Genomic DNA, 18,647 nt, shown 5'->3' with positions numbered 1-18,647 from the left:
ACCAGGAATCTTCCCCATGAATTCCCTCTACATGCGCGCCCTGGTGGTGGGCGTGCTGGCGTGGCCGGCGTTGGCGAGTGCGCTGACCCTGGACGACGCCCTGCGCCTGGCGCAAAACAATGCGCCGTCACTGGCGGCCGAGGCGGCCAAGCTGCAAGCCGCCACCCAATCGGCCATCCCGGCCGGTGAACTGCCGGACCCCAAGCTGGTGGTCGGCCTGCAAAACTTCCCCATCGGCGGGCCCAATCGCGGCACGTTGTATGGCGATGACATGACCCAGCAGATGATCGGCATCCAGCAACAGGTGCCCAGCCGCGACAAGCGCAAGGCACGGGTCGAGCTGGCCGATGCGACCATCGAACGTACCGCCGCCGAAGGCCGGATCGAACGCCTGAACGTACGCCAGGCCACCGCCCAGGCGTGGATTCGCGCGTATGCAGTCGAACGCAAGGAAGCCTTGTTCAAGGACTTCTATCAACAAAACCGCCTGTTGCAAGACAGCGTGCGTGCGCAGTTGGCCGGTGGCCGTGGCCAAGCGACCGATGCGGTCATTCCCCGGCAAGAAGCCGCCGAGCTGGCGGGACGCGAAGACGAGCTGGCCGAGCAACGCGCCCAGGCCCGCGCAGCCCTCAAACGCTGGATCGGCCCGGCGGCCGATGCAGCGCCCAGCGGGCAGCTGCCCAATTGGCCCCTCGACACTCACGGCCTGAGCCACAACCTGCACCAGCACCCACAACTGCAGGCCTTTGCACCGCGCACCCGGGAAGCCCAGGCACGCGTGCAGGAAGCCAAGGCGCAGAAGACGTCGGATTGGAGCTGGGAAGTGGACTACGGGCATCGCAGCCGTGAGTTCGGCGACATGGTCAACCTGCAATTCACCTTTGATTTGCCGATCTTTCCCGGCCGTCGACAGAACCCCGGCATTGCCGCCAAGCAGGCCGAGGTGGATCAACTGGACGCCGAGCGCGAAGCCGCAACCCGTGAACACAGGCAGATGCTTGACGATGACCTGGCGGCCTACCAGCGCCTGGACCGCGCCGTGCAGCGCAGCCAGGACAGCCTGGTGCCGCTTGCAGAAGAGAAGGTCGCCCTCGGCCTGGCCGGTTACCGGGCGGGCAAGGGTGATTTGCTCACACTGGTCAATGCCCGCCGTGAACTGGTCGAAGCGCGCTTCAAGCAGATCGATGCCATCGAACAACGCGCCCTGGTCGGCGCCCAGCTGTATTTCGCCTATGGGGAACCTGCCAATGAATAATCGAATCGTCGCCGTGTGGGTGCTGGTGGGGCTGGGCGTCGGCTACGGGGCGGCGCAGTGGTTTGCGGCTGCGGCTGTTCCTGCAAAAGACGCCAAACAGGCGTTGTACTGGTTCGACCCGATGTACCCGCAACAGAAGTTCGACAAGCCCGGCAAGTCGCCCTTCATGGACATGCAACTGGTGCCGCGTTACGCCGATGGCGCCGCACCCAGTGACAGCGTGCAGATCGACCCACGGAGCACCCAGAACCTGGGCATGCGCCTGGCGACGGTCAGCCGTGGCGTGTTGACCTCGACCCTGGACGTGTCCGGCGTGCTCGCCTTCAACGACCGCGATGTGGCGGTGGTACAGGCGCGGGCCGCAGGTTTTGTCGAGCGGGTCTACGGCCGTGCTGCGGGGGATGTGCTCAAGGCCGGCGCGCCGTTGGCCGACGTGCTGGTGCCGGAGTGGGCAGCGGCCCAAGAGGAATTCCTGGCCTTGCGCCGCAGTGGCGACAGCAGCCTTTTGGCCGCTGCCCGCCAGCGCTTGCGCCTGAGCGGCATGCCGCTGGAATTGATCGCGCAGGTGCAGCGCAGCGGTCGGGTGCAGGCGGTATGGACCGTGAGCAACCCCTTGGGTGGCGTGTTGCAGACCCTGGACGTGCGCGAAGGCATGACCGTGGCCCCCGGGCAGACCCTGGCACGCATCAACGGCCTGGATGCGGTGTGGTTGCAGGTCGCGGTCCCGGAGGCCCAAGGCGCCGCGCTGGCCGTGGGGCAAACCGTGCAGAGCCGTTTCGTCGGCTTGCCGGGCAAGGTATTCGACGGCCGCGTCAGCGCCGTCCTGCCGGTCACGGCACAGGACAGCCGCACGGTGCAGGTGCGTATCGAATTGCCCAACCTCGACGGTGCATTGCGCCCCGGCATGACCGCCCAGGTGCGCCTGGCGCAGCCCACCGAACCCGGATTGCAGGTGCCCAGTGAGGCGTTGATCCGCACCGGCAAGCGTGTGCGGGTGATGCTCGCCGAGGAGGGCGGCCATTACCGTCCGGTGGACGTCGAGGTCGGCGCTGAAAACCAGGACCACACCCTTATTCTGCGCGGCTTGCAGGAAGGCCAGCAGGTGGTCGCCTCGGGCCAGTTCCTGCTGGATTCCGAAGCCAGCCTCAAAGGCGTGAGCGCCGCCGAAGCGGCGATGAGCATGCAACCGGGAGCCCAGCCATGATTGCCTTGTTGATCCGCTGGTCGGTGGCCAACCGTTTCCTCGTGCTGCTGGCAACCGTGTTCATCACCGCGTGGGGCGTGTGGGCGGTGCAGAACACACCGGTGGATGCGTTGCCGGACCTCTCGGATGTGCAGGTGATCATCCGCACGCCGTACCCGGGCCAGGCGCCGCAAATCGTCGAAAACCAGGTCACCTATCCGATGACCACCACCATGCTCTCGGTGCCGGGGGCGAAGACCGTGCGTGGCTTCTCGTTCTTCGGTGACAGCTACGTGTATGTGCTGTTCGACGAAGGCACCGACCTGTACTGGGCGCGTTCGCGGGTGTTGGAGTACCTCAGCCAATTGCAGGCGCGGCTGCCCGCGTCGGCCAAGCCGGCATTGGGGCCCGACGCCACCGGTGTCGGCTGGATCTACCAGTACGCGCTGGTGGACCGCAGCGGCCAGCACGACCTCGCACAGTTGCGCGCCCTGCAAGACTGGTTCCTCAAGTTCGAACTCAAGACCCTGCCCAACGTAGCGGAGGTCGCCACCATCGGCGGCCAGGTCAAGCAGTACCAAGTGCAACTCGATCCACTGGCCCTGGCCAGTCGCGGCATCACCCAGGCGCAAGTGAAGGAGGCCATTGCCCGCGCCAACCAGGAAACCGGCGGTTCGGTGCTGAACATGGGGGAGTCCGAGTACATGGTGCGTGCCTCCGGCTACCTGAAATCCATCGGCGACTTTCGCGCGATTCCTTTGCGCCTCGCCGCCAACCATGTGCCGGTGACCCTCGGCGATGTGGCCACGATTCAACTGGGCCCGGACTTGCGTCGCGGCATCAGTGAGCTGGACGGCGAGGGCGAGGCAGTGGGCGGCGTGGTGATCCTGCGCAGCGGCAAGAATGCCCGCGAAGCCATCGCCGCCGTCAAAACCAAGCTTGAAGCGCTAAAAAGCAGCCTGCCGCCCGGTGTGGAGATCGTCACCACCTACGACCGCAGCAAGCTGATCGACCGCGCGGTGGACAACCTCAGCCATAAACTGCTGGAGGAATTCCTGGTGGTGGCGCTGGTGTGCGGGATTTTCCTGTGGCATTTGCGCTCGTCGCTGGTGGCGATCATTTCGTTGCCGGTGGGGGTGTTGATCGCGTTTATCGTCATGCATGGGCAAGGGCTCAACGCCAACATCATGTCCCTGGGCGGCATTGCCATTGCCATCGGCGCGATGGTCGATGCCGCCGTGGTGATGATCGAGAACGCCCACAAGAAGATCGAGGCCTGGCATCACGCCAACCCCGGCCGTGAATTGCAGGGCGACGAGCATTGGACGGTCATGACCGAGGCGGCGGTCGAGGTAGGCCCGGCGTTGTTCTTCTGCCTGTTGATCATCACCTTGTCCTTCATCCCGGTATTCACCTTGCAGGCCCAGGAGGGGCGGCTGTTCGGCCCGCTGGCCTACACCAAGACCTACGCCATGGCGGCAGCAGCCGGGTTGGCGGTGACCTTGATCCCGGTGCTGATGGGTTATTGGATTCGCGGACGGATTCCCGATGAGCAGCGCAACCCGCTCAATCGCGGCCTGATCAAGCTCTACCAACCGGCGCTGGACGCGGTGCTGCGCAGGCCGCGTCTGACCTTGCTGGTGGCGCTGCTGGTGGTCGCCAGCGCGTGGTGGCCCTTATCCAGGCTGGGCGGCGAGTTCCTGCCGCCGCTGGATGAAGGCGACTTGCTCTACATGCCCTCGGCGTTGCCCGGTCTATCGACGCAGACCGCCGGCGAACTGCTGCAACGCACCGACCGCCTGATCAAGAGCGTGCCGGAAGTTGACCATGTGTTCGGCAAGGCCGGCCGCGCTGAAACCGCCACCGACCCGGCGCCGCTGGAAATGTTCGAAACCACCATCGCGTTCAAGCCCAGGGCGCAATGGCGCCCGGGCATGACCCCGGACAAACTGGTGAAAGAACTGGACCGTGTGGTGCAGGTGCCCGGCCTGACCAATATCTGGATTCCACCGATCCGCAACCGGATCGATATGCTCGCCACGGGGGTCAAGAGCCCGATTGGCGTGAAGGTCGCCGGTGCCAGCCTGATGCAGATCGACGCGGTCACCCAGGCCGTGGAAAAAGTCGCCAAGGGCGTGCCCGGGGTCAGCTCGGCGCTGGCCGAACGCCTGACGGGCGGGCGTTACATCGACGTGGACATCGACCGCACGGCGGCGGCGCGCTACGGGCTTAACGTCGCCGATGTGCAGGCCGTGGTGTCCGGTGCCATTGGCGGCGAAACCATCGGCGAAACCGTGGAGGGCCTGGCGCGTTTCCCCATCAGCCTGCGTTACCCGAAAGAATGGCGCGACTCGGTGACCGCGTTGGACAACTTGCCGATCTACACCCCGGCAGGCAGCCAGATCACCCTGGGCAGTGTCGCTCGGATCCAGCTCAGCGACGGCCCGCCGATGCTCAAGAGCGAAAACGCGCGGCCTTCCGGTTGGGTGTATATCGATGTGCGTGACCGCGACCTGGCATCGGTGGTGGCGGACCTGCGCGAGGCGATCAACCGCCAAGTGCACTTGCAACCGGGCATGAGCCTCAGCTATTCGGGGCAGTTCGAGTTCCTGGAACGCGCCAATGAGCGCCTGAAACTGGTGGTGCCGGCGACGTTGCTGATCATCTTTGTGTTGCTGTACCTGACCTTCCGCCGGGTGGACGAAGCGTTGTTGATCCTCGCGACCTTGCCATTCGCCCTGACGGGCGGGGTGTGGTTGTTGTACGGGTTGGGCTTCAACTTGTCGGTGGCCACGGGCGTGGGTTTTATCGCGCTGGCGGGGGTGTCGGCGGAGTTCGGCGTGATCATGCTGCTCTACCTGAGAAACGCCTGGGCCGAGCGCAAGGAGGGTGATCTGTTGGCGGCGATCACCGAAGGTGCGGTGATGCGGGTGCGACCCAAGGCCATGACCGTGGCGGTGATCATTGCGGGTTTGCTGCCGATTCTGCTGGATGGTGGTACGGGCAGTGAGGTGATGAGCCGCATTGCTGCGCCGATGATTGGCGGGATGCTCACTGCGCCGTTGCTGTCGCTGTTCGTCATTCCTGCGGCGTACTACCTGATGCGCCGCCAAGCCAGGGACTGAGCAAAGTGTGGGAGCTGGCTTGCCAGCTCCCACAGGGGATTTGTGGTGTCAGAAGACTAGTCGTCGAACCCGACTTGTTCGTGGATTTCATCCACCTTGAGTTCCAGGCGATACGCCACGGCAATGAACAACGCCTGGCACAGGCACAACGTCGCGCTCAACGAGCGGAAGGCGAACGACGACCCCTCGTTCACCAACAACACCGCGTTCGCCCGCTTGGCCAGGGGCGACAGGTTGCTGTCGGTGATGATCAACGTCTTGGCCTGGTTATGCTGGGCGATGCGCAGGCAGTGCTGGGTCTCTTTGCCGTAGGGCGTGAAGCTGATGGCGATCACCAGATCATTGGCGCGCACGCTGCGCATCTGCTCGCGGTAGCTGCCGCCCAGGCCGGAGATCAGGTGGATGCGTTTGTTGGTGTGTTGCAGGTTGTAGACCAGGTAATCGGCCACCGCGAAGGAGCGGCGCACGCCGACCACGTAGATGTTGTCGGCGTTCACCACCAGGTCCACGGCTTTGTCGAAGGCCACGTCATCCAGTTCCAGCCCCAGCCGCTCGATGCCGGACAAAGTCGCGTTCACGCATTCGCGCGCGAGGTCGCCGCCGCTGGCTTTCTGCGACTTGTTGGCGATCATGCTGCGGATGCGCTGCTGGTAGTTCTGCACCGGCGTGGTCTTGTGGGTGTAGGCCTCGCGAAACAGCGCCTGCATCTCGCTGAACCCACTGAAACCAAAGCGCTGGGAAAACCGCACGATGGCCGACGGGTGCACTTCGCACTCGCGGGCGATGTCGCTGATGCGGTCCACCATGATGCGGTCGCTCTGCTGGCTCATGTAGCTGGCGATGCGCTTGAGCTGGCGGGGCAGGCTTTCATATTCGTCGGTGATCAGCTGCAACAGACGTTCGGCATTGATCGGAGGGCTGGCGACGGTGTCTTCCAGGGTGGTCTCGGGATCGGTGCGGGACATGGGCAATCCTTCTGGCGTGTTGTTCTGTTGCGCTGATGGGTGGCGCAAGTCTACAGGGTAGGCGCAAAAAAATACCCCGGCATCACGGCCCGCGTGGCCTGCTGAAACGATGCACGGCGGCTGGCGTGCCCCTATGCTGACGTATTGGAAAAAATATTCCACTAAAAATAATTATGGAATAAATATTGATTGCCGCCGCCGGACGTTCTAGTCTGCATCCACCAAGAGCGTTTGCCGTCGCCACGGCGGTACAACGCAGGCTGATAAAAATAACAGGAGCCAGCATGGGCCAGACTCGTTTTGCCAGTGGGCGTCAATTGGATCTGATTTGCCTCGGGCGCCTGGGCGTCGACCTCTATGCGCAGCAAGTGGGTGCGCGGCTTGAGGACGTGTCCAGCTTTGCCAAGTACCTCGGCGGTTCCTCCGCCAATATCGCCTTTGGCACCGCACGGCTTGGCCTCAAGTCGGCGATGTTGAGCCGGGTCGGCGACGACCATATGGGACGCTTCCTCGTCGAATCCCTGGCCCGCGAAGGTTGCGATGTCAGCGGCATCAAGGTTGACCCGGAGCGCCTCACCGCGCTGGTGCTGCTGGGTCTCAAGGACCGCGAAACCTTCCCCCTGGTGTTCTACCGCGAAAACTGCGCCGACATGGCCCTGCGCGCCGAAGACATCAACGAAGCCTTTATTGCCTCCAGCAAAGCCCTGCTGATCACCGGCACGCATTTCTCCACCGACAGCGTGTACAAGGCCAGCATCCAGGCACTGGACTATGCGGCCAAGCACAACGTCAAGCGCGTGCTGGATATCGACTACCGCCCGGTGCTGTGGGGCCTGGCGGGCAAGGCCGACGGCGAGACGCGGTTTGTTGCCGACCAGAACGTCAGTGCGCATGTGCAGACGATCCTGCCGCGTTTCGACCTGATTGTCGGTACGGAAGAAGAATTCCTCATCGCGGGCGGCAGCGAAGATTTGCTCACCGCCCTGCGCCGCGTGCGCGAACTGACCCCGGCGACTTTGGTGGTCAAGCTCGGCCCGCAGGGTTGCACGGTGATCCACGGCGCGATTCCGGCCCGCTTGGAAGACGGCGCGATCTACCCCGGTGTGCGCGTTGAAGTGCTCAACGTGCTGGGTGCTGGCGATGCCTTCATGTCGGGCTTCCTCAGCGGCTGGATCAATGACGCCAGTGACGAACGTTGCAGCCAGCTGGCCAATGCCTGCGGCGGTCTTGTTGTGTCACGCCACGCCTGCGCACCGGCCATGCCGACCCCGGCGGAACTGGAATACCTGTTCAACAGCCCGGTGCCCATCACCCGCCCGGACCGCGACGAAACCCTGCAACGCCTGCACCGCGTGACGGTGCCGCGCAAAGCCTGGAAGCAGCTGTTCATCTTTGCCTTCGACCACCGCTGGCAACTGGTGGACCTGGCCCAGCGCGGCGGCCAGGACAGCACGCGCATCAGTGCGATCAAGCAACTGTTTATCCAGGCCATCGAACGCGTGGAGCGCAAGCTGAGCGAGCAGGGCGTCGAGGCCGATGTCGGCCTGCTGGCCGATCAACGCTTCGGCCAGGACGCGCTCAATGCCGCCAGCGGTCGCGGCTGGTGGATCGCGCGCCCGGTGGAAGTGCAGAACTCGCGCCCGCTGGCGCTGGAACACGGCCGTTCGCTGGGCAGCAACCTGATCGCCTGGCCCCAGGAACAAATCATCAAGTGCCTGGTGCAATACCACCCAGACGACGAACCGCTGCTGCGTCTTGAGCAGGAAGCCCAGCTTAAGGCGGTATATGACGCCTCCGTGGTCAGTGGCCATGAGCTGCTGCTGGAAGTCATCCCGCCCAAGGATCACCCGTCCACCTACCCGGATGTGTTGTATCGCAGCCTCAAGCGCCTGTACAACCTGGGCATCTACCCGGCGTGGTGGAAGATCGAGGCGCAGTCGGCCGAGGACTGGAAACAGCTCGATACGCTGATCCAGGAACGCGACCCGTACTGCCGTGGCGTGGTGCTGCTGGGGCTGAACGCCTCGGCCGAATGCCTGGCCGATGGCTTCCAGCAAGCCAGTCAGAGCACGACCTGCCGTGGTTTTGCGGTGGGCCGCACGATCTTCCAGGAACCGAGCCGTGCATGGCTGGCGGGGGAGATCGATGATGAGGCGTTGATCCAGCGGGTGCAGGCGACCTTTGAACAACTGATCAACGCCTGGCGCAGTGCCCGCGCTTAAGACTTGAAATGCAATCAAATGTGGGAGCTGGCTTGCCTGCGATAGCGGTCTTCCAGTGGCAGATTCATGGCCTGACACACTGCAATCGCAGGCAAGCCAGCTCCCACAGACAGCAGATCTCAGTGATCTCAGGCTAAAACAATAAAAGGTGCAGCCATGCCCGCAATCCGAATTGGCATCAACCCGATTTCCTGGAGCAACGACGACCTGCCGGCCCTGGGCGGTGAAACGCCCTTGAGCACCGCCCTGAGCGAAGGCAAGGAAATCGGCTACGAAGGTTTTGAACTCAACGGCAAATTCCCCAAGGACGCCAAGGGTGTCGGCGATGTGCTGCGCCCGTACGACCTGGCGCTGGTCTCCGGCTGGTACTCCAGCCGCCTGGCGCGGCGTTCGGTGGCGGAAGAAATCGAGGCCATCGCCGCTCACGTCGAGCTGCTCAAACAAAACGGCGCGACGGTGCTGGTGTACGGCGAAGTGGCCGATTCGATCCAGGGCTCACGCATCCGCCTGATCGAACGCCCGCGTTTCCACAGCGAACAGGCCTGGCAGGAATATGCCGACAAGCTCACTGAGCTGGCGCGTTTCACCCTGTCCCAGGGCGTGCGCCTGGCGTACCACCACCATATGGGCGCCTACGTCGAATCCCCGGAAGACATCGATCAATTAATGAAGCGCACCGGCCCGGAAGTCGGCCTGCTGTTCGATTCGGGCCACTGCTACATGGGCGGCGGCGAGCCCCTAGATGTGCTGAAAAAACACATCGACCGCGTCTGCCACGTGCACTTCAAAGACGTGCGCAAGCCGGTGGTGCAACTGGCGCGCAACCAGATGTGGAGCTTCCCGGATTGCATCGTCAACGGCACCTTCACCGTGCCTGGGGATGGCGATATCGAGTTTGGCGAACTGCTCGACGTGCTGCTGGCCGCGAAATACGAGGGCTGGCTGGTGGTGGAAGCCGAGCAGGACCCGGCCGTGGCGCCCAGCTATATCTATGCAAAAAAGGGCTACGACACCCTGCGCGCGCTGCTCACTGAGAGGACACAAGCATGAGCCTGTTGGTCAAGAGCAACAAACGCGGGCAAACCATGGTCGCCCTCGAAGACGGGCGCCTGGAGTACGTGGGCTTTAAAGCCTACCGTTTGAGCCTGGGGGAAACCCTGCCGGTCAGCGCCGGCGATAAAGAGTTGTGCCTGGTGCTGCTCAGCGGCCGGGTGAACATCGAAGGCGAGGGCTTCAACTGGCAGAACCTCGGTGATCGCCAGTCGGTGTTTGAAGACAAATCACCGTTTGCCGCTTACTTGCCGCCCGGCACTGCCGCCCAGGTGACGGCCTTGAGCGATGTGCAGATTGCTGTGTGCGCCGCCCCTGGCACCGAAGGCTATGAGCCACGCTTGATCCGCCCGGAGGACTGCAAGCGCAGCGTGCGCGGCAAAGGCGCCAACACCCGCTACGTGTGCGACATCCTGCCGGACACGTCGCCGGCCCATTCGCTGCTGGTGGTGGAAGTGCGCACGCCGTCCGGGCATTCGTCGAGCTACCCGCCGCACAAGCACGACACCGACGATCTGCCGCACCAGAGCTTTCTCGAAGAAACCTACTACCACCAGATCAATCCGCCCCAGGGCTTTGTGTTCCAGCGCGTGTACACCGACGACCGCAGCATCGACCAGGCCATGGCCGTGGAGAACAGCGACCTGGTGGTGGTGCCCAAGGGTTACCACCCGGTCAGCGTGCCGTACGGCTACGAGTCCTATTACCTGAACGTGATGGCCGGCCCCAAGCGTGCCTGGCATTTCCACAACGACCCGCAGCACAGCTGGCTACTGGACCTTTAAGGGGCGCGACATGACCACAACCCGACTGACCATGGCCCAGGCCCTGGTGAAGTTCCTCGACAACCAATACATCGAAGTCGATGGCGTGCAGAGCAAGTTTGTCGCCGGCGTGTTCACCATTTTTGGCCACGGCAACGTGTTGGGCCTGGGCCAGGCGCTGGAACAGGACGCCGGTGACCTGGTGGTGCACCAGGGTCGCAACGAGCAGGGCATGGCCCACGCGGCCATCGGTTTTGCCAAGCAGCACCTGCGCCGCAAGATCTACGCGTGCACGGCGTCGGTCGGCCCCGGCGCGGCGAATATGCTCACTGCGGCCGCGACGGCCACTGCCAACCGTATCCCCTTGCTGCTGTTGCCCGGCGATGTCTACGCCAGCCGCCAGCCCGACCCGGTGCTGCAACAGATCGAGCAGTTCCACGACCTGAGCATCAGCACCAACGACGCGTTCCGTTCGGTGAGCAAATACTGGGACCGTATCAACCGTCCCGAACAGCTCATGACCGCAGCGATCCATGCGATGCGCGTGCTCACCGACCCCGCCGAAACCGGCGCGGTGACCCTGGCATTGCCGCAGGATGTGCAGGCTGAAGCTTGGGATTACCCAGACTATTTCCTGCAAAAACGTGTGCACCGTATCGACCGTCGCCCGGCCACACCGGCGATGATTGGTGACGCGCTGGCCGCGTTCCGGGGCAAGCGCAAACCCCTGATCATCTGCGGTGGCGGGGTCAAGTACTCCGGCGCAAATGCCGCGCTGCAAGCGTTTGCCGAGCGTTTTGATATCCCCTTTGCGGAAACCCAGGCGGGCAAGAGCGCCGTAGTCTCCAGCCACCCGTTGAACGTCGGCGGCATTGGCGAAACCGGCTGCCTGGCGGCCAACCTGCTGGCGCCAGAGGCTGACCTGATCATCGGCATCGGCACCCGTTATACCGACTTCACCACCTCGTCCAAGTCGTTGTTCAAGCACGCGGATGTGAAGTTTCTCAACCTCAATATCAGCCCGTGCGACGTGTTGAAACTCGACGCGGTGCAAGTGCTGGGCGATGCGCAGCTGGCCCTTGAAGCACTGGGCGATGCCCTCGGCGATTACCGTTCCGGCTGGGGCGAGCAGGTCGTTGCGGCCAAGGCGCAGCTGGATGCCGAGGTCGACCGCGTGCATCAGGTGGAATACGACGGCGACGGCTTTGTGCCCGAAGTCGATGACCACCTCGACCGTGGCGTGCTGCGTGAATTCATCGAACTGACCGGCTCATGCCTGACCCAGAGCCGCGTGCTCGGTGTGCTCAATGCCACCCTGGCCGACGACGCGATCATCGTCGCCGCCGCCGGCAGCCTGCCCGGTGATTTGCAACGCGCCTGGCGCAGCAAGGGCGTCAACACCTACCACGTCGAGTACGGCTATTCGTGCATGGGCTACGAGATCAACGCCGCGCTGGGGGTGAAACTCGCCGAGCCGACCAAAGAGGTCTACGCCCTGGTCGGCGACGGCTCCTACATGATGCTGCACTCGGAGCTGGCCACCTCGATCCAGGAGCGACGCAAGATCAACGTGGTGCTGCTGGACAACATGGCCTTTGGTTGCATCAACAACCTGCAGATCGGCAATGGCATGGACAGCTTCGGCACCGAGTTCCGCTACCGCAACCCCGAGAGCGGCAAGCTCGACGGCGGCCTGGTGCCGGTGGACTTCGCCATGAGTGCGGCGGCCTATGGCTGCAAGACCTACAAGGTCAGCACCGTGGAACAACTGGAAGCGGCGCTCGCCGATGCGCGTACACAAACGGTGTCGACGCTGATTGATATCAAGGTCCTGCCGAAAACCATGATCCACGGCTACCTGTCGTGGTGGCGGGTGGGGGTGGCGCAGGTGTCCACCAGCGAACGCACCAATGCTGCTGCAAAAAAACTCAATGAACAGCTGGCGAAAGCCCGGCAGTACTAATAACAAGAGGAGTTTTTACATGTCGTTGAAGCTTGGAGTAATCGGCACCGGCGCCATCGGCCGTGACCACATCCGTCGTTGCAGCCAGACCCTGCTCAACAGCCAGGTGGTGGCGGTGACCGACATCAACCTGGAACAAGCGGCCAAGGTGGTGGCGGACTTGAACATCAGCGCCGAGGTGTATGCCGACGGCCACGCGCTGATCAACTCGCCGGAAGTCGAGGCGGTGCTCGTCACCTCCTGGGGCCCGAGCCACGAAGAGTTCGTGCTTGCCGCCATCGCTGCGGGCAAGCCGGTGTTCTGCGAAAAACCGCTGGCAGTCACCGCTGCCGGCTGCCGCAAGATCGTCGACGCCGAAGTCGCCTACGGCAAGCGCCTGGTGCAAGTCGGCTTCATGCGCCCGTATGACGAAGGCTATCGCGCCCTGAAAGCGGTGATCGACAGTGGCCAGATCGGCGAGCCGCTGATGCTGCACTGCGCGCACCGCAACCCGACGGTGGGCGAGAACTACAAGACCGACATGGCAATCACCGACACGTTGATCCATGAGCTGGATGTGTTGCGCTGGCTGCTCAACGACGACTACGTGTCGGTGCAAGTGGTGTTCCCGCGCAAGACCAGCAAGGCGCTGGCTCACCTGCGCGACCCGCAGATCGTGCTGCTGGAGACCGCCAAGGGCACGCGCATCGACGTGGAAGTGTTTGTGAACTGCCAATACGGCTATGACATCCAGTGCGAAGTGGTGGGGGAGACCGGTATCGCCAAATTGCCGGAGCCTTCGCAGGTGCAACTGCGCAGCGGCGCCAAGCTGTCCAATGCGATTCTGATGGATTGGAAGGACCGCTTTATCGGTGCGTATGACGTGGAGTTGCAGGCGTTTATCGACAGCGTGCGCGCCGGGCAGGTGGGTGGGCCGTCGGCGTGGGATGGCTTTGCGGCGGCGGTGGCAGCGGATGCGTGCATTGAAGCGCAGAACAGCGAGCAGATTGTGAAAGTGAGCTTGCCGGACCGCCCACACTTCTACGGCTGACCCACTGAAGAAACCGGATTCAAACTGTGGGAGCAGGCAAGCCAGCTCCCACAGTTGAATGGGGTTTGCAGTTCAAGTAAGGAGTGTATGTATGCGAATCGGACTAGTCGGCTACGGCCATGGAGGGCGCTTTTTTCATGCGCCGCTGATTGCAACCTTGCCCGGCGCCACCTTTGTCGGCGTCGTCACACGATCCCCCGAACGCCGCCAGCAATTGGCAAGCGACCACCCCGGCCTCAAGGCCTTCGACTCCATCGGCCAGATCGTCGAAGCCGGCGTTGACGCCCTGGTCATCTCCACCACCCTCAAAGGTCGCCCGGCGCTGGTGCTGGAAGCCATCGAACACGGCATCCCGGTGGTCAGCGACAAACCCTTCGCGGCCAACGCGGAACAGGCCCAGGCATTGATTACCGCCGCCGAACGCCATGAGGTGCTGCTCAGCGTCTACCAGAACCGGCGCTGGGATTCGGATTACCTGACCTTGCGCAAACTCATCGATGCCGGCGCCCTGGGCACCATCACCCGCTTTGAGTCCCGTGTGGAGCGCTACAGCCCGCAAGCCGTCGGCAATGCCAGCGGCGGCGGTTGGTTGCGTGACCTCGGCAGCCATCTGGTGGACCAGGCCCTGCAACTGTTCGGCCCGGTGGATCGCGTGTTCGCGCAATTGCAGTTCAGCCCGCAGCACCCGAGCCTCGACCACGGCTTCTTCGTCGCCCTGACCCACGCCAACGGCGTGATTTCCCACCTGTGGGGCAGCGCCCTGCAAAACAGCCAGTTACCGCGTTTTCGCGTGAGTGGCACCTTGGGTTGTTACACCGTCGAAGGGTTGGACGGCCAGGAAGAGGCTTTGATGGCCGGCAAGACCCCGAAAACCGAAGGTGAACATTGGGGCGCCGAAGAGCACCGACGCTGGGGCTGGTTCGAACAAGGCCCGGAGCGCGAGCGGGTGCCGTCGGAAAAGGGCTGTTGGACGCAGTTCTATCAGCAGTTGCAACGGGCTGTACAAGGTCAGGGGCCGTTGCCGGTGGACGCCTATGACGCGCTGGAAACCACCCGTATATTGGACGCCGCACGCCTCAGCGCCGAGCGCCAACAGGTGGTTTCAACAAAAATAGAATAAAATTCTAAAACAGGTTGATATGGAAATTATTTTCCAATAAAGTCTTTTCCAGGTTGCAAAAAGTACGTTCGGGCTCGACCTGCACGACTCAAACAAAAACAAGATCAAAAACAACCAGGTACCGTCAGATGAAAATCTTCAACGCTGTACTGCGAGTTTTACGCCCAGCCCTTGCGCCACGCGGCCTGCCCCGCGCTCGGCCGTTCTACTTCTCCTTTCTCAATGTGTTGTGCGTCGAAAACAAAGGCGCCCTGGTCTGCTGCATTCCAGGTGCCCCCGTCGTTCGGCTGCCTGCCGAACGCTGATAAACGCAACGTCCAAAAAAACCAACAAGAAAGTGGAGACAGACCGTTCATGAAGACCCCGATCCGTTTTACCGCGCTGGCCTTGTCCCTGTTGCTGGGCAGCGGTGCCGCGATGGCGGCCGATCTGAAGATTGGCGTGACCTTTTCCAGTTTTGACGACAACTACCTGACCAGCGTTCGCGGCTACATGGAACAGCACGTCAAGGCGCTGCCCAAGGGCGATGGCGTGCAGTTGCAGTTCGAAGACGCACGCGCCGATGTGGTCAAGCAACTGAGCCAGGTGGAGAGTTTCATCAGCCAGAAGGTCGATGCGATCATCGTCACGCCGGTGGACACTGCCTCGACGGCGCGCATCAGCAAGGCCGCGACCGAAGCCGGGATTCCACTGGTGTACGTCAATCGCCGGCCAGACCAGAAAGACTTGCCCAAAGGTGTAGCGGCGGTGACTTCCGATGATGAAGAGGCCGGCCGCTTGCAGATGCAGTACATCGCCGAAAAAATGGGCGGCAAGGGCAATATCGTGATCCTGCTGGGTGACCTGGCCAACAACTCCACGACCAACCGGACCAAGGGCATCAAGGATGTCCTGAAAAAATACCCCGATATCAAGATCGAGCAGGAGCAGACCGGTATCTGGCTGCGCGACCGTGGCATGACCCTGACCAACGACTGGCTGACCCAGGGCCGCGAGTTCAACGCCGTGCTGTCCAACAACGACGAAATGGCGATTGGCGCGGCCATGGCCCTCAAGTCCGCCGGGAGCAAGCCGGGCAGCGTGTTGATTGCCGGTGTGGATGGCACGACAGATGGCCTTAACGCGATCGCCAAGGGCGAAATGGCCGCGTCGGTCTTCCAGGATGCCAAGGGCCAAGGCGTCGGCGCGGTGGACGCGGCACGCAAGTTGGCGAACAAGGAGGCGACCGAACAGAACATCGTCATCCCGTTCAAACTGATCACGCTGGACAACCTCAAAGACTTCAAATAACAACAATAAGCCAGCAGGGCAGCTGTGCGGCTGCCCTGCCGATGGAGTACCTCCCTATGCTCGCTCAAGCCACTGTCTCGCAGCCTCCCGGTGTCCAGCCGATTGAGTTGGAAGAACCCTACCTGTTGGAAATCGTCAACATCAGCAAAGGCTTTCCCGGCGTCGTGGCCCTGGCCGATGTGCAACTGCGCGTACGCCCCGGGACGGTGCTGGCGCTGATGGGCGAGAACGGTGCGGGCAAATCGACGCTGATGAAAATCATCGCCGGCATCTACCAGCCCGACGCCGGGGAAATCCGCCTGCGGGGCAAGCCCATCGTGTTCGAGACGCCGCTGGCGGCGCAAAAGGCCGGGATCGCGATGATCCACCAGGAACTCAACCTGATGCCGCACATGAGCATCGCCGAGAACATCTGGATCGGCCGCGAGCAGCTCAACGGCCTGCACATGGTCAACCACCGCGAAATGCACCGCTGCACCGCCGAGTTGCTGGCCCGCCTGCGCATCAACCTGGACCCGGAAGAACACGTCGGCAACCTGAGCATCGCCGAGCGGCAGATGGTCGAGATTGCCAAGGCGGTGTCCTACGACTCCGACATCCTGATCATGGATGAACCGACTTCGGCCATTACCGACAAGGAAGTGGCCCACCTGTTTTCGATCATTGCCGACCTCAAGTCCCAGGGCAAAGGCATCGTCTACATCACGCATAAAATGAACGAAGTGTTTGCGATTGCCGATGAAGTGGCGGTGTTCCGCGACGGTCATTACATCGGCCTGCAACGCGCCGACAGCATGAACAGCGACAGCCTGATCTCGATGATGGTGGGCCGTGAGTTGAGCCAGTTGTTCCCGGTGCGCGAGACGCCCATCGGTGACCTGCTGATGTCGGTGCGTGAGCTGACGCTGGACGGCGTGTTCAAGAATGTCTCGTTCGACCTGCACGCCGGCGAGATCCTCGGCATCGCCGGGTTGATGGGCTCGGGCCGCACCAACGTGGCCGAGACCATTTTCGGCATCACCCCCAGCAGCAGCGGCCAGGTCACCCTGGACGGCAAGGCGGTGCGCATTACCGACCCGCACATGGCCATCGAGAAAGGTTTTGCGCTGTTGACCGAGGACCGCAAGCTCAGTGGCCTGTTCCCGTGCCTGTCGGTGTTGGAAAACATGGAAATGGCCGTGCTGCCGCACTATTCGGGCAACGGTTTTATCCAGCAGAAAGCCCTGCGCGCGCTGTGCGAAGACATGTGCAAGAAGCTGCGGGTGAAAACCCCGTCCCTTGAGCAGTGCATCGACACCTTGTCCGGTGGCAACCAGCAAAAAGCCTTGCTCGCGCGCTGGTTGATGACCAACCCACGCCTGCTGATCCTCGATGAGCCGACGCGGGGCATCGACGTCGGGGCCAAGGCCGAGATTTACCGCTTGATCTCCTTCCTCGCCAGCGAAGGCATGGCGGTGATCATGATTTCGTCGGAGCTGCCTGAAGTGCTGGGCATGAGCGACCGGGTCATGGTGATGCACGAAGGCGAATTGATGGGCACCCTGGATCGCTCCGAAGCCACCCAGGAAAAAGTCATGCAGTTGGCTTCCGGTATGACGGCAGTTCACTGACGTACAGAATAAAAAGGTGATTGGCTATGAACGCAATAACGGATAACAAACCGGCCACGGCGCCGACCAAAACCCGCCGGCGCATGCCGACCGAGCTGAGTATCTTCCTGGTGCTGATCGGCATCGGCCTGGTGTTCGAGTTGTTTGGCTGGATCGTGCGTGACCAGAGCTTCCTGATGAACTCCCAGCGCCTGGTGCTGATGATCCTGCAAGTGTCGATCATCGGCCTGCTGGCGATTGGCGTGACCCAGGTGATCATCACCACCGGTATCGATTTGTCATCCGGCTCTGTGCTGGCGCTGTCGGCGATGATCGCTGCCAGTTTGGCGCAGACTTCCGACTTTTCCCGGGCCGTATTCCCGAGCCTCACCGACTTGCCGGTGTGGATCCCGGTGGCGATGGGGCTGGGCGTGGGGCTGCTGGCGGGGGCGATCAACGGCAGCATCATTGCCGTGACCGGTATCCCGCCGTTCATTGCCACCCTCGGCATGATGGTCTCGGCCCGTGGCCTGGCGCGTTACTACACCGAAGGCCAGCCGGTGAGCATGCTCTCGGACTCGTACACGGCCATCGGCCATGGCGCGATGCCGGTGGTGATCTTCCTGGTGGTGGCGGTGATTTTCCATATCGCCTTGCGTTACACCAAGTACGGCAAGTACACCTACGCCATCGGCGGCAACATGCAGGCGGCGCGCACCTCCGGTATCAACGTCAAGCGTCACCTGATCATCGTCTACAGCATCGCCGGTCTGCTGGCGGGCCTGGCCGGCGTGGTGGCCTCGGCACGTGCGGCGACCGGGCAGGCGGGCATGGGCATGTCCTATGAGCTGGATGCGATTGCTGCTGCGGTAATCGGCGGCACCAGCCTGGCGGGCGGGGTAGGGCGCATCACCGGCACCGTGATCGGCGCGCTGATCCTGGGCGTGATGGCCAGCGGGTTTACGTTTGTCGGGGTGGACGCGTATATCCAGGACATCATCAAGGGCCTGATCATTGTGGTGGCGGTGGTGATTGACCAGTATCGCAACAAGCGCAAGCTCAAACGCTGATCGGCAAAAGGGGGCAGGCGC

Annotated in this window: 14 protein-coding genes; 12 read left to right on the top strand and 2 right to left on the bottom strand. The window is 62.7% G+C overall.

What is annotated here, in order from left to right:
* Positions 1–16 precede the first annotated feature (16 nt).
* From ACU688_RS24840 to ACU688_RS24830, 3 genes are read left to right on the top strand one after another with little or no spacing between them, the layout of a single operon-like run.
* On the top strand, positions 17–1,255 hold the full coding sequence (locus ACU688_RS24840; RefSeq protein WP_448186756.1) for a TolC family protein: 1,239 nt from the start codon (positions 17–19) through the stop codon (positions 1,253–1,255).
* Entirely contained in the window at positions 1,248–2,459 is a 1,212-nt protein-coding gene (locus tag ACU688_RS24835; protein WP_448186755.1) for an efflux RND transporter periplasmic adaptor subunit, read from the top strand. The genes ACU688_RS24840 and ACU688_RS24835 overlap by 8 nt, the downstream gene beginning before the upstream one ends.
* The gene (locus ACU688_RS24830; protein ID WP_448186754.1) at positions 2,456–5,563 is read left to right on the top strand and encodes an efflux RND transporter permease subunit; all 3,108 of its coding nucleotides are present in this window, start codon (positions 2,456–2,458) and stop codon (positions 5,561–5,563) included. The genes ACU688_RS24835 and ACU688_RS24830 overlap by 4 nt, the downstream gene beginning before the upstream one ends.
* A gap of 56 nt (positions 5,564–5,619) precedes the next feature.
* On the opposite strand, the gene ACU688_RS24825 is transcribed toward ACU688_RS24830, so the two are convergent.
* Positions 5,620–6,528: a MurR/RpiR family transcriptional regulator gene (locus ACU688_RS24825; RefSeq protein WP_448186753.1), complete on the bottom strand. Its 909-nt coding sequence runs from the start codon at positions 6,526–6,528 to the stop codon at positions 5,620–5,622.
* Positions 6,529–6,812: 284 nt separating this feature from the next.
* Here ACU688_RS24825 and ACU688_RS24820 point away from each other — a divergent pair, with 284 nt between their 5' ends.
* The 6 genes from ACU688_RS24820 (at position 6,813) to ACU688_RS24795 (ending at position 14,677) form a co-directional block, all read left to right on the top strand.
* Positions 6,813–8,750, top strand: coding sequence for a bifunctional 5-dehydro-2-deoxygluconokinase/5-dehydro-2-deoxyphosphogluconate aldolase (locus ACU688_RS24820; RefSeq protein WP_448186752.1), 1,938 nt, complete (start codon positions 6,813–6,815; stop codon positions 8,748–8,750).
* Positions 8,751–8,906: 156 nt separating this feature from the next.
* On the top strand, positions 8,907–9,800 hold the full coding sequence (gene iolE, locus ACU688_RS24815; protein WP_448186751.1) for a myo-inosose-2 dehydratase: 894 nt from the start codon (positions 8,907–8,909) through the stop codon (positions 9,798–9,800).
* Positions 9,797–10,585 (top strand): 5-deoxy-glucuronate isomerase, encoded by a 789-nt coding sequence (iolB, locus tag ACU688_RS24810; protein ID WP_448186750.1) that lies wholly within the window; start codon positions 9,797–9,799, stop codon positions 10,583–10,585. Before iolE ends, iolB begins: the two co-directional genes overlap by 4 nt.
* A 10-nt stretch (positions 10,586–10,595) precedes the next feature.
* Complete coding sequence (gene iolD / locus ACU688_RS24805; protein WP_448186749.1) at positions 10,596–12,527, top strand: 3D-(3,5/4)-trihydroxycyclohexane-1,2-dione acylhydrolase (decyclizing); 1,932 nt, start codon at positions 10,596–10,598, stop codon at positions 12,525–12,527.
* A gap of 19 nt (positions 12,528–12,546) precedes the next feature.
* A complete protein-coding gene (iolG, locus tag ACU688_RS24800; protein ID WP_017735811.1) occupies positions 12,547–13,557 on the top strand; it encodes a bifunctional inositol 2-dehydrogenase/D-chiro-inositol 1-dehydrogenase in 1,011 nt (336 codons plus the stop codon).
* 91 nt (positions 13,558–13,648) lie between these two features.
* On the top strand, positions 13,649–14,677 hold the full coding sequence (locus ACU688_RS24795; RefSeq protein WP_448186748.1) for a Gfo/Idh/MocA family protein: 1,029 nt from the start codon (positions 13,649–13,651) through the stop codon (positions 14,675–14,677).
* Positions 14,678–14,835: 158 nt separating this feature from the next.
* Here the strand turns inward: ACU688_RS24795 and ACU688_RS24790 are convergent, their stop codons facing one another.
* The gene (locus tag ACU688_RS24790) at positions 14,836–15,033 is read right to left on the bottom strand and encodes a hypothetical protein (protein WP_448186806.1); all 198 of its coding nucleotides are present in this window, start codon (positions 15,031–15,033) and stop codon (positions 14,836–14,838) included.
* On the opposite strand from ACU688_RS24790, the gene ACU688_RS24785 reads away from it, so the two are divergent.
* The 3 genes from ACU688_RS24785 to ACU688_RS24775 are packed head-to-tail and all read left to right on the top strand — an operon-like array spanning position 15,032 to position 18,626.
* Positions 15,032–15,967 carry a sugar ABC transporter substrate-binding protein gene (locus ACU688_RS24785; RefSeq protein WP_124526320.1) on the top strand — a complete coding sequence of 312 codons (936 nt, stop codon included), beginning with the start codon at positions 15,032–15,034 and terminating at the stop codon, positions 15,965–15,967. The two genes, ACU688_RS24790 and ACU688_RS24785, sit on opposite strands and share 2 nt — an antisense overlap.
* Before the next feature lie 56 nt (positions 15,968–16,023).
* Entirely contained in the window at positions 16,024–17,577 is a 1,554-nt protein-coding gene (locus ACU688_RS24780; RefSeq protein WP_124526319.1) for a sugar ABC transporter ATP-binding protein, read from the top strand.
* Between the two features lie 26 nt (positions 17,578–17,603).
* Positions 17,604–18,626 carry an ABC transporter permease gene (locus ACU688_RS24775; protein ID WP_124526318.1) on the top strand — a complete coding sequence of 341 codons (1,023 nt, stop codon included), beginning with the start codon at positions 17,604–17,606 and terminating at the stop codon, positions 18,624–18,626.
* Positions 18,627–18,647: the final 21 nt, after the last annotated feature.

The sequence above is a fragment of the Pseudomonas acericola (SeqCode) genome (assembly GCF_053456465.1).
The sequence above is the reverse complement of the archived record's forward strand: the minus strand, read 5'-3'. Positions and strand labels throughout refer to the sequence as shown.